The sequence below is a fragment of the Pseudarthrobacter sp. NPDC059871 genome, from assembly GCF_042731175.1.
Taxonomy (GTDB): domain Bacteria; phylum Actinomycetota; class Actinomycetes; order Actinomycetales; family Micrococcaceae; genus Arthrobacter.
In genome coordinates this window covers 218,997-230,860 of the sequence record NZ_JBHWJV010000006.1, presented here as the reverse complement: position 1 = coordinate 230,860, position 11,864 = coordinate 218,997, and the positions used below count along the sequence as shown (strand labels likewise).

Sequence of the window (11,864 nt, the reverse complement as noted above, 5' to 3'; positions counted from 1 at the left end):
CGGGATTACAGCTGTTCGATATCGATGCTGTTGATGGTGACATCCTCCACCGGGCGGTCGCCCATGCCGGTGCGGACGCCCTCGATGGCGTCAACGACCTTCTTGGATTCGTCATCGGCCACTTCACCGAAGATGCTGTGCTTGCCCTGCAGCCAGTCGGTGGGGATGGTGGTGATGAAGAACTGTGAACCGTTGGTGCCCTTGCCCATGCGGATTCCGGCGTTGGCCATGGCCAGCTTGTACGGGGCGTTGAAGCTGAGTTCAGGGTGGATTTCGTCGTCGAAGTTGTAGCCCGGTCCGCCAACGCCACGGCCGAGGGGATCGCCGGCCTGGATCATGAAGTCCTTGATGATGCGGTGGAAGATGGTCCCGTTGTAGAGCGGGGTGCCGGTCTTGGCCTCGCCCGTTTCCGGGTGGGTCCAGTCCTGCTCGCCCGTGGCGAGTCCAACGAAGTTCTTGACGGTCTTGGGCGCGTGGTTGCCGAAGAGGTTTACCACGATGTCGCCGAGGCTGGTGTGGATGGTTGCTTTTGCGGTTGCGATGGCAGTCATAGGGCCCATTCTTCCATGGCGGACTATGACGTTGGCGGCCCCTGTACCAGTTCCGCGCTGGGTGAAATCGCCCTAAAATCCGCAGAGTGAATAGCCCGTGAAGTCTCAGGCACGTAGGCTAACCACAGAACCGTCACATTAATCGGGAGGTAGTTGTGAAGAAGTCTGATCGTATTGCCCGTGACCTTGAGCAGTCGGTCACCCATGCCGTGGAAAATGCCAAGGACTGGGCAACCCCCCGTGTGGAAGCCGCTGTTGACTGGGCAGTTCCCCGCCTGCAGCACGGCCTGGACACAGCATCACCCAAAATCCAGGAGGGGCTGAAGTCCGCCGCCCATAACCTTGCCGACGGCGTTGCCACCGTGACCCCTCGCCTCCAGGACGGCCTGGCGCAGCTGGCGCCCAGGATCAATGACGTGGTCGAGAACGCATCACCCAAGCTCCATGAGGCACTGGACAAGGCCACCCCTGTGGTCCTCAACGCGCGCGACCGCGTGGTGGTTGAATACCTGCCCAAGCTCTCGGACCAACTCGGCGTCGCCTCGGAGGCCGTGCACCGCACCCTCGAAGGCGCTCCGGCCCGCGTTGACGCCGTCGCCCAGCGGCTGGGTGACGCCGGAATCGTTCACACCATCCAGGAGCAGGCGCAGGCCACCGGCACCCAGCTGAAGGCAGCTGCCGCCGAGGCCGGCCGCAGCGTGGGCATCCAGCTGGCCCAGCCGGAGCCGAAAAAGAAGCGCGGATGGCTGGTGTTCGGCGTTATCGCCGCCGCAGTCGCTGCCGGAGTTGCCGCCTGGAAGGCCTCAAAGCCCGTCGAGGATCCGTGGAAGACGCCCTCTCCGGTGACGCCCACGCCTGCCCCGGTTCCGGCCACCACGGTTAACGAGGTCAAGGAAACCACCGCCGACGCCGCCGAAAAGGCATCGGATGCAGCAGGTTCCTTCGCTGCCGCCGGCGCCGACAAGGTAGCCGAGTCCGCTGATGCAGCCAAGGAAAAGGCGGAGGACGCAGCCGACAAGGCCAAGCATGTTGCCGAAGATGCATCCGATGCCGCTCCCAAGGTGGCCACCGATGCAAAGACGGCCACCCGCAACATCGCCAACAGCATCCACAACGGGGATAAGGGCTCAACGCAGGCCTGATCCCGGTCCAGCAGGTCCACGGCAGGGGTCCCGTTCTTCGGAACGGGGCCCCTGCTGCTGTTTCCGGAGGCCGCGACGCTGTTTGGGGGGTGGCCGCCGCTCCCGGCCGGGGAGGGCGGCAATGCTAGATTTGGACTGATGTCAGCCGATCAATCCTCTGGGGATCCCTTGAACGACGCAGCCGAGTTGCCCCGCGTGTCCGTTGTGATCCCGGCCTACAACGAGGAGAGCGTCATCCGGCAGTGCCTCATCGCTGCCATCTACCAGTCCGTCCCCGCCCACGAGATCATCGTGGTGGACAACCTCTCCACGGACCGGACCGCCGCCATTGTCCGGCAGATGCAGCTGGAGTATCCGGAAAGTCCCATCCTTCTGCTGAGCCAGGACCGGGATCAGGGCCTCATCCCCACCCGGAACTTTGGCCTTGACCATGCCACCGGGGACGTCCTGGGCCGGATTGACGCGGACTCGGTGGTGGAGCCGGACTGGGTGGAGCAGGTCCAGAGGGCATTCCAGGACCACTCAGTACAGGCGGCCACCGGCCCGGTGGTCTATTACGACATGCCTATGCGGCGCTTCGGGCTGAAAGCCGACGACAAGATGCGCCAGCTCATGCTGAAATTGGCGAAGCACCAGTACCACTTCCTGTTCGGCTCCAACATGGCGCTGCGGTCCACCGCGTGGAACACCATCCGTGCCGAAACCTGCCGGGATGAAAAGGACGAAATGCATGAGGACATCGATTTGTCCCTGCACCTGGCCGAACACGACCTGAAGGTCCAGTACGTCCCGCAGATGGTTTCCGGGATGTCCGCGCGCCGGCTTGAGGACTCCCCGCGGGACTACCGCTACTACGTCACCCGGTTCGACCGCACGTACAAGGCGCACAACGTCAAGAAGATGGCGCTCAAGGCACCCATGGTGGTCTTCTTTTCGGTCTACTTTCCCGCCAAGCTGCTGCGGGCCATCCACACGGTCAACACGGCCCAGCCCGTCCGGCGCGGGGGCCAGTAGCTCCTGCCTTCGCAGGTCCCTAGTCCGTGCCGAGCTCCGCTATCCGGTCCGACGGCGGTTCGGTGCCGGGTGCCTCGCTGCGGAGCTGTGCCCTTCCGGACCTTTGCCCAGCCACCACGACGGCGAGCCCCACCATGATCAGGCCCAGGCCGGCGTAGGTACCCGCCGGCAGGGTCTCACCAAGGAACACGGACGCCAGGAGGGCCGCGCCGGGGATCTCCAGGAGGATGATCATCGAGACCAGCAGCGGGCTCATGGTCGCCAGGAGGTGGTTGAAGGCTGTATGCCCCACCAGTTGGGCGCACACGGTGATGGCAAGGATCCCCAGCCAGCCTCCGGCGTCGAACCCGGAGAGCGGCTGCCCGGTGGCCAGCGCGAGTACCGCCACCAGGGCAGCACACATGCCGTAGCAGAGCGCTGTGTAGGTGCCGGTGGTCATGCTCTGCCGGGCCTTGCCGCCCGCCAGGGTGTACAAACCCGCCAAGGCTCCGCCGGCCAGGGCCAGCATGTCACCGAGCAGCGCCTCAGGCGATGACCCCATGTCGAATCCAGTGATGGCGACGACCCCACCGAAGGCGATTCCCAGTCCTGCAAGAACCTGCCAGCGGTGCCGTGTGCCGCGCAGCAGCTGGAAGATGGCGATCCAGGCCGACTGCAGGCAGACGAGGGCCGTGGCGGCGGCCACGGAAGTGAGCTGGAGGGAGGTGATAAAGCAGGCGAAGTGCAGGGCGAGGGCGACGGCGGCAAGAAGGGACCAGCGGAACTCGCGTCCGGTGATGCTGCCGAACCTGCGCGGCTCGCGGACCAGGGTGGGACCGGCCATCACCACTGCCGCGATGGCGTTCCGCCAGAAGGCGATGGCCAGGGCACTGACGCTGGTGGCTCCAAGGGTGGCTGCGATCAGCGGCCCGGACGACGCAACGCCCAGGACACCCATGGCTGCAATGAACAGGGTCACCGCACCACCCTTTCACACCGTCAACAGGGACAAGGCTGACAAAGCAAAAGTCCCGGTCCGCATTTCCGCGGACCGGGACTTTCTTATGGTGGAGGCACGGGGACTCGAACCCCGAACCCCCTGCTTGCAAAGCAGGTGCGCTACCAATTGCGCCATGCCCCCATAAGAAGCAACCCGTCAATCATACCCCAGAACCCGGGAGCCTTTGACCAGCTTCCAGGCCGGGCGTCTGGCCTAGTTCACCGTGTCGGTGGACTTGCTCCAGACATCTTTCCGGGCTTCGGATTCCTGTGCTTTCCGGTAGAGCAGGACGCCTGCGATCGCCGCTGCCAGTACAAGCAACTTCTTCACATGCTCCCCGTTCCGGCCTGCTGCAGTGTTCCGCAGACAAACCTCAACTTGAACCTGCACAGGTTCCGTGGGCGTACCAGGACTTGAACCTGGGACCTCTTCGTTATCAGCGAAGCGCTCTAACCGCCTGAGCTATACGCCCCGATGCCTCATCGGGCCGAGACATGACTTTACAGCACATCCCGGCCCGATCTCAAATCGGGCGCTTCCACCGGCTCCGGGGCCGGTGGAAGCGGTGTCCTAATCGTCGGTGAGGGTCACGCCGATGCCGCCCACCAGGGTGGCAGAGATGTTGTAGAGGACAGCCGAGAGCATGGACAGAGCGGTCAGCAGGACCACGTTCACCACGGCGATAATCGTGGCGAAGGACGCCACCTGGCCCAGCGATGCGACCTTCTTCAGTTCGAACCCGCCGCCCTCGGAACCGGCCAGCGTGCCCAGCAGGCTGTCCACCTGGTCGAAGATACCCGTGAGGTCCAGGACGGTCCACAGGACGATGGCAGCCACGACCGTGACGATGCCGAGGGCCACAGAGAGCAGGAACGCCATCTTCAGGACGGACCAGGGGTCCACCTTGCTGATAAGCAGGCGGGCACGGCGTGCCTTGGCTTTCGGCGCCGGCTTCACGAGGCCCGGGCCGCCCTGGCCAGGGGCACCCTGCGGACGGGGTCCCGCAGAGGCAGGGCGTTGTCCCTGGGCCGGACGCTGGCCGGGCTGGCCCTGCTGGCTTCCCTGGCCGGGATGGGACGGACGCTGTCCGGGAACCGAAGGACGCTGGCCGGGGGCACCGGCGGGCGCGGAAGGCCGCTGCTGCGGACGGACAGGGGCATTCACCCGGGGTGCCGCCGAGGGCCGGTTACCATCGGGAACGGTGCTGTTCGGCTTGGGAAATGAGTCGGAATTACTCACTCGGTTACCTCCGTGTTGTCGTCGTTCGGCTCAGCGTCGCCCGAGGCGTCCTCTGACTCAAAGGCCGGTGATTCTTCAGCCAACGTTACGTCATCCTCCGCTGATTCTTCGTCCTCGAGACCGCGTTCGCTGTTGCGGGCAACCTCGATGATGCGGTCGTTCTTGTCCGGCTTGGCAAAGATGACGCCCATGGTGTCGCGTCCCTTGGCAGGGACACCGGCGACGGAGGAACGGACAACCTTGCCGCCCTCCATGACCACCAGGACTTCATCCTCTTCCTGGACAATCAGGGCGCCCACGAGGTGCCCGCGTTCTTCCTGGTACTTGCCAACCTTGATGCCCAGGCCACCGCGGCCCTGCAGGCGGTATTCCTCCACGGCGGTGCGCTTGGCGTAGCCGCCTTCGGTCACGATGAACACGAAGGACCCGTCAGTGACCACATCGGCGGCCAGCAGTTCATCATCCTCCCGGAACTTCATGCCGGTCACGCCGGATGTGGCACGTCCCATGGGACGCAGCGCATCGTCGGTGGCGGTGAAGCGGATCGACTGGCCCATACGGGATACCAGGAACAGGTCGTCGGTCTCGGAGACCAGCTGGGCGGAGACCAGTTCGTCTCCGTCCCGCAGGTTGATGGCGATGACGCCGGCGGAGCGGTTGGTGTCGTAGTCCTCCAGCCTGGTCTTCTTCACCAGTCCCCGCTTGGTGGCCAGCACCAGGTACGGCGATTGCTGGTAGTCCTTCAGGTCCAGCACCTGGGCAATGTGCTCGTCAGGCTGGAAAGCAAGGAGGTTGGCCACGTGCTGGCCCTTGGCATCGCGTCCGGCTTCCATCAGCTCATAGGCCTTGGCGCGGTAGACGCGGCCCAGGTTGGTGAAGAACAGAAGCCAGTGATGGGTAGTGGTGACGAAGAAGTGCTCCACAACGTCGTCACCTCGCAGCTGGGCACCCTTGATACCCTTGCCGCCGCGCTGCTGGGAACGGTAGTTGTCGCTCCGCGTCCGCTTGACGTAGCCGCCGCGGGTAATGGTGACCACCATCTCCTCTTCGGGGATGAGGTCCTCCATGGACATGTCACCGTCAAAACCCATGAGGATCTTGGTGCGGCGGTCATCGCCATGTTTGTCCACGATTTCGCCCAGCTCGGTGCTGATGATCTCGCGCTGGCGCTCCTCGGAAGCAAGGATCGCGTTGTATTCGGCAATCAGGGCTTCGAGTTCGGAGTGCCTGTCCTGGATCTTCTGGCGTTCCAGGGCTGCGAGACGGCGCAGCTGCATGTCCAGGATGGCCCGGGCCTGCAGTTCGTCGATGTCCAGCAGTTCCATCAGGCCGTCGCGGGCTGCTTCGGTGGTGTTGGATGCGCGGATCAGGGCGATGACCTCATCCAGCATGTCCAATGCCTTCAGCAGCGCCCGCAGGATGTGTGCTTCTTCTTCGGCCTTGCGCAGGCGGTAGCGGGTCCGGCGTGCAATGACGTCCATCTGGTGGGTGACCCAGTGCCGGATGAAAGCATCCAGGCTCAGGGTACGCGGAACGCCGTCCACGATGGCCAGCATGTTGGCTGAGAAGTTGCTCTGCAGCTCCGTGTGCTTGTAGAGGTTGTTCAGCACAACCTTCGCCACGGCATCGCGCTTGAGGACAATGACCAGGCGCTGGCCGGTGCGGCCGGACGTCTCATCGCGGAGGTCGGCAATGCCCTGGATCTTGCCGTCCTTGACCAATTCGGCGATCTTGATGGCGAGGTTGTCGGGGTTGGCCTGGTACGGCAGTTCAGTGACCACCAGGCAGGTGCGGTTCTGCAGCTCCTCGACATTGACCACGGCACGCATGGTGACCGAGCCGCGGCCGGTGCGATACGCATCCTCGATGCCCTTGTGGCCGAGGATGGTGGCGCCGGTGGGGAAATCCGGTCCCTTCACGCGGCGAAGGAGTTCCTCCAGCAGTTCCTCGCGGGTGGCAGCCGGATTGGCCAGGTACCACTGCACGCCGTCCGCAACTTCGCGGAGGTTGTGCGGCGGAATGTTGGTGGCCATGCCGACGGCGATGCCCGAGGATCCGTTGACCAGCAGATTGGGGAAACGGGCCGGCAGGATGGTGGGTTCCTGGTTCTTGCCGTCGTAGTTGTCCTGGAAGTCGACGGTTTCCTCGTCGATGTCCCGCACCATCTCCATGGCCAGTGGGGCCATCTTGGTTTCGGTGTAACGGGGTGCAGCCGCGCCGTCGTTGCCCGGCGAGCCGAAGTTTCCCTGGCCGAGGGCCAGCGGGTACCGCATGGTCCAGTCCTGGATGAGGCGGACCAAGGCGTCGTAAATCGCAGTGTCACCGTGCGGGTGGTACTGGCCCATGACCTCGCCCACCACGCGGGCACACTTGTTGAAGGAACGGTCAGGCCGGTAGCCGCCGTCGAACATCGCATAGAGCACGCGGCGGTGCACAGGCTTGAGCCCGTCGCGGACGTCCGGGAGGGCCCGTCCCACAATGACGGCCATGGCGTAGTCCAGGTAGGACCGCTGCATTTCCGTCTGCAGGTCCACCTGCTCCACGCGGTCGATCAGCACATCGCCTTCAAGAACGGTTTCCGGAATCCCGGCGTCGGGGGCCGGGTTCTCGGGTGTTTCGTCGCTCATTTTTTATTTTCCGTTTCAGGTATATGTCGGTTGTCGAATGTAGGAGCTATGTCCTAGATATCGAGGAACCTGACGTCCTTGGCGTTCTGCTGAATGAAGTTGCGCCGTGACTCCACGTCTTCGCCCATCAGGACCGAGAAGATCTGGTCGGCTGCGAGGGCGTCGTCCATGGTGACCTGGAGCAAGGTGCGGTTGTCCGGGTCCATGGTGGTGTCCCACAGCTCCGTGTAGTCCATTTCACCGAGGCCCTTGTAGCGCTGGATGCCGTTGTCCTTGGGAATGCGGCGGCCTGCTGCCTGGCCGGACACCAGTTTGGCGTCGCGTTCGCGGTCACTGTAGACGTAGTCGTGCGGAGCGTTGGACCACTTGATGCGGTATAGCGGCGGCTGCGCGAGGTAGACGTAGCCGTTCTCGATCAACGGCCTCATGTAACGGAACAGCAGCGTCATCAGCAGCGTGGTGATGTGCTGGCCGTCAACATCGGCGTCGGCCATCAGCACGATCTTGTGGTACCGCAGCTTGGAGAGGTCGAAGTCTTCGCCGATGCCCGTGCCGAAGGCTGTGATCATGGACTGCACTTCGGCGTTGCCAAGAGCCTTGTCCAGGCGCGCGCGTTCAACGTTGAGGATTTTTCCGCGCAACGGAAGGATGGCCTGGGTTTCGGGGTTGCGGCCGCGCTTGGCGGAACCGCCTGCGGAGTCACCCTCCACGATGTAGACCTCGCACTTTGCCGGGTCCTTGGACGAGCAGTCGGAGAGCTTTCCGGGCATGCCGAACGATTCCAGCGGGCTCTTCCGGCGGGCGTTGTCGCGGGCCTTCCGTGCGGCCATGCGCGCCTGGGCGGCCGAAATGGCCTTCCGGATGACATCCCGGGCCGGGCCCGGGTTGCGTTCCAGCCAGTCACCCAGGCCGTCCGTGACTACGCGCTGGACGAAGCCCTTGACCTCGGAGTTGCCGAGCTTCGTCTTGGTCTGGCCTTCGAACTGGGGCTCGGAGAGCTTCACGGAAATGACGGCGGTAAGTCCCTCGCGGATGTCGTCTCCGGTGAGGTTGTCGTCCTTTTCCTTGATGATGCCCTTTTCCCGGGCGTAGCGGTTGACCAAGGAGGTCATGGCCGCGCGGAAGCCCTCTTCGTGGGTGCCGCCTTCGTGGGTGTTGATGGTATTCGCGTAGGTGTGGACACTCTCGGAGTAGGCATTCGTCCACTGCATCGCCATTTCCAGCGCGATTTTGCGGTCCTTGTCCTCGGTTTCGAAGGCGATGACGTCCTCGTGGACCACATCAACCTTCTTGCCGGAGTTCAGGTGCTTGACGTAGTCCAGCAGGCCTTCGTCGTACTGGTACACCACCGTGCGGTGCTCGGCGCTGATCTCGCCTTCGGTGACCATGCCGTCCAGGTCCGGATCGGCGTCGGCCTCGTCTTCGGTGGCCGCTCGCTCATCGGTAAGGGTGATGCGCAGGCCCTTGTTGAGGAAGGCCATCTGCTGGAAGCGTGCGCGGAGCGTTTCGAAATCGAACTCGGTGGTTTCGAAGATCTCTGCGTCGGGGTAGAAGGTCTGCGTGGTGCCGGTCTGTTCCGTTTCCTCGCCCTGGACCAGGCTGCCCTGAGGCTTGCCGCCGTTGGCAAAGGACATCCGCCAAACATGCCCTTGGCGCCGGACTTCCGTATTTACCCGGCTGGACAGGGCATTCACCACGGAGATGCCAACGCCGTGGAGGCCGCCGGACACGGCATAACCGCCGCCGCCGAACTTGCCGCCGGCGTGCAGGATGGTCATGACCACTTCAACCGTGGGTTTGTGCTCAGTGGGGTGCATGTCCACGGGAATACCGCGGCCGTCATCCACTACCTTGACGCCGCCGTCGGCCTGCAGGACTATCTCGATGTGGGTGCAGTAGCCGGCCAGCGCTTCATCGACCGAGTTGTCCACCACTTCGTACACCAGGTGGTGGAGGCCGCGCGGACCGGTGGAACCGATATACATGCCGGGGCGTTTGCGCACCGCTTCGAGGCCTTCGAGGACAGTGATGTCACTGGCGCCGTACTCCCGTGGGGTGGCCGCTTCCGCCGTTGCGTCAGGACCGCCGGCGTCACCGGCTGCGGGGTCAACTGCCAGAATATCTGTATTGTCGTTAGCCACAGGCGCTGTCGACTCCTCGTTCTCGATGATGGCCGGCCGGTTCCTCCCTGGGTAAATACAGGAAGTCACCTGCCAACAGGCACAAACTTATGGCGCCGGTGACTTGTTGACGTTGTGGGGAGCCGCAGACCGCGGACCGGAGTGCGCGGAAAACGGACTCAGTCAACGTCTCACCCGCGCCCAGTTATCTGCAACAATTCTACCGCGAAGCGCCCCATATCCCCGCATTCCAGGGGCGTGGACGCGGTGCCGTGTGGCCATGGCAGGCCGCTGGCCCCGCCTAGGGCGCCCTAACGGAACCGCCTCTTGGTGCCTATACAGGCCGCGGCCCTTGCAGGCGCCTACACGGCCGCAGGCCGATTATCAAGAGATTGGCGACGGACTATCCGTAAGTATCCCGTGGTCCGCGACCGTTGACACTCCTGCCGCCCTTGCGCCAACTGGGCGCCGACGGGCCCAGAACCTGGATGCTGGTGACCACGCCGTCTCCCAGTTCCACCCTGAATTTCTCCAGCAGGCTGGCACTGAGGAGCCGCAGCTGGGTGGCCCAGGCGGTTGAATCGCACCTCACGTGCAGGGTGGTATCGGTAAAACTTTCCGGGGTGCAATGCGCTGAAATTTCCGGACCCACCAGGGTGGCCCATTCCGCCATGACGGAACCGACAGCCACGGGCGATGTCCAGCCCCGCTCGGCCACCAGCCGCCCCACCACCTTGCCGAGCCCCAACGGATCGCGGCCTGTGGCATGGAACTGGCTGAACCCGCGGGTGTCCCGGATGCTGCCCCTGGTCTTTTGTTGTCCGGGCCGTTGCGCCTTACGGCGGATCTCGCCGCGGGCTGCGGCGGCTTCGCGCATCCGGTTGAGCGCGGCCTGCGGAGCATCGATCTGGTCAGGATCCCGTCCGGGCTGCAGCCCGCCGGCGTCACTCTCCCTGCTCATCAATGCCTCCCGGGACCACTTTCACCCGCCGTCCGGACAGTTCTTCCGGGATATCGGCGTCGACGGCGGCGGTCACCAGGACCTGTTCCGCGCCGGAAACTATTGCGGCCAGTTTACGCCGCCGCTGGACGTCCAGCTCGGCAAAAACGTCGTCAAGGATCAGGATGGGGGCGGAGCCGCCGGTACGCGCATCATCAAGCATGACGTAGTAGGACGCCAGCCGCAGGGAGAGGCACATGGACCAGGTTTCACCATGGGATGCATAGCCCTTGGCGGGCGCCTGTCCCAGCACGAGTTCAAGATCGTCCCGGTGCGGACCCACCAGCGAGATGCCTCGCTCAAGCTCCTTCTTCCGTGATTCGCCGAACGCGCGGATATAGCGCTGGGTCAGCTCCTCGATACTGAGGCCGCGCAGGTCTTCGGCAGCGGCCGTGTCCCCCGGCCCCGGCCGGCCTGTGGCACCCAACGATGCGCCGTCGTCGTCCATCTGGTTCTGCAGCGTGGACCGGTAGATCGCGTCAGCCGGCTTGGACGCGTCGGTCAGCTCCGCATAGGCGCGGGAAAGGTGGGGCCGGAGAAGTTCCACCAGCTCGAGCCGTGCGTGCAGAAGCTCGGCCCCGGCCTTCGCCATGTGCTGGTCCCACACATCGAGGGTGGCTTCGTGGGCGGCGGTCACCCGCCCGGCACGGGCCGATTTCAGCAGGGCGTTGCGCTGTTTCAGCACGCGGTCGTAGTCGCTGCGGGTTGCGGCATGGTGCGGGACCAGGCTGGCTAGCAGTTCGTCCAGGAACCTGCGGCGGTTGGACGGATCACCCTTGACCAAGGCCAAATCTTCCGGCGCAAAGAGCACCGTCTGGCAGATGCCCAGCAGGTCCCGCGCCCGGACCGGATTGCTGCGGTTGATGCGGCCGCGGTTGGCCCTGCCGGCATTGATCTCCAGCTCCAGTACGGTGGTCTGGCCGTTGCGCACCAGCCTGGCCCGGACCAGTGCGCGTTCGGTGCCGAACCGCAGGAGCGGGCCGTCCGAACTGACGCGGTGGGAGCTGAGTGTGGCCAGGTAGCCGATGGCCTCCATCAGGTTCGTTTTGCCGATGCCGTTGTAGCCCACCAGCACCGTGACGCCGGGGCTGAGGGCAAGGTCCACCTGGGCGTAGCTGCGGAAATCGGTCAGGGAGAGGTGTTCCAGATACACGCGGGTTTCGACAATTCTGGGGACAGCGGGGTCCCCGGT

General features: G+C 64.3%; 10 protein-coding genes and 2 tRNA genes. 2 read left to right on the top strand and 10 right to left on the bottom strand.

The features are described 5' to 3' along the window. Positions 1-5 precede the first annotated feature (5 nt). Positions 6-551: a peptidylprolyl isomerase gene (locus ACFV4R_RS10500; RefSeq protein WP_377202460.1), complete on the bottom strand. Its 546-nt coding sequence runs from the start codon at positions 549-551 to the stop codon at positions 6-8. Positions 552-706: 155 nt separating this feature from the next. On the opposite strand from ACFV4R_RS10500, the gene ACFV4R_RS10495 reads away from it, so the two are divergent. Both ACFV4R_RS10495 and ACFV4R_RS10490 read left to right on the top strand, forming a co-directional pair. After that, a complete protein-coding gene (locus ACFV4R_RS10495; protein WP_377202459.1) occupies positions 707-1,693 on the top strand; it encodes a hypothetical protein in 987 nt (328 codons plus the stop codon). Between the two features lie 138 nt (positions 1,694-1,831). Then, complete coding sequence (locus tag ACFV4R_RS10490) at positions 1,832-2,707, top strand: glycosyltransferase (RefSeq protein ID WP_377202458.1); 876 nt, start codon at positions 1,832-1,834, stop codon at positions 2,705-2,707. 19 nt (positions 2,708-2,726) lie between these two features. Here the strand turns inward: ACFV4R_RS10490 and ACFV4R_RS10485 are convergent, their stop codons facing one another. The 9 genes from ACFV4R_RS10485 to recF all read right to left on the bottom strand — a co-directional run bounded on the left by ACFV4R_RS10485 (position 2,727) and on the right by recF (position 11,825). After that, on the bottom strand, positions 2,727-3,665 hold the full coding sequence (locus ACFV4R_RS10485; protein ID WP_377202457.1) for a DMT family transporter: 939 nt from the start codon (positions 3,663-3,665) through the stop codon (positions 2,727-2,729). An 86-nt stretch (positions 3,666-3,751) separates the two neighbouring features. Next, positions 3,752-3,827, bottom strand: a tRNA-Ala gene (locus ACFV4R_RS10480). A gap of 72 nt (positions 3,828-3,899) precedes the next feature. Continuing rightward, on the bottom strand, positions 3,900-4,016 hold the full coding sequence (locus tag ACFV4R_RS10475) for a DLW-39 family protein (protein WP_208858419.1): 117 nt from the start codon (positions 4,014-4,016) through the stop codon (positions 3,900-3,902). 68 nt (positions 4,017-4,084) lie between these two features. Next, positions 4,085-4,158 (bottom strand) — tRNA-Ile (locus tag ACFV4R_RS10470). Positions 4,159-4,256: 98 nt separating this feature from the next. Continuing rightward, entirely contained in the window at positions 4,257-4,925 is a 669-nt protein-coding gene (locus ACFV4R_RS10465; protein WP_377202456.1) for a DUF3566 domain-containing protein, read from the bottom strand. Continuing rightward, the gene (gene gyrA, locus ACFV4R_RS10460) at positions 4,922-7,552 is read right to left on the bottom strand and encodes a DNA gyrase subunit A (protein WP_377202455.1); all 2,631 of its coding nucleotides are present in this window, start codon (positions 7,550-7,552) and stop codon (positions 4,922-4,924) included. The genes ACFV4R_RS10465 and gyrA overlap by 4 nt, the downstream gene beginning before the upstream one ends. A gap of 53 nt (positions 7,553-7,605) precedes the next feature. Then, positions 7,606-9,693 carry a DNA topoisomerase (ATP-hydrolyzing) subunit B gene (gene gyrB / locus ACFV4R_RS10455; protein ID WP_377202454.1) on the bottom strand — a complete coding sequence of 696 codons (2,088 nt, stop codon included), beginning with the start codon at positions 9,691-9,693 and terminating at the stop codon, positions 7,606-7,608. 382 nt (positions 9,694-10,075) lie between these two features. Next, positions 10,076-10,633, bottom strand: coding sequence for a DUF721 domain-containing protein (locus tag ACFV4R_RS10450; protein WP_056080245.1), 558 nt, complete (start codon positions 10,631-10,633; stop codon positions 10,076-10,078). Further along, positions 10,617-11,825, bottom strand: coding sequence for a DNA replication/repair protein RecF (gene recF, locus ACFV4R_RS10445; RefSeq protein WP_314212640.1), 1,209 nt, complete (start codon positions 11,823-11,825; stop codon positions 10,617-10,619). The genes ACFV4R_RS10450 and recF overlap by 17 nt, the downstream gene beginning before the upstream one ends. Positions 11,826-11,864: the final 39 nt, after the last annotated feature.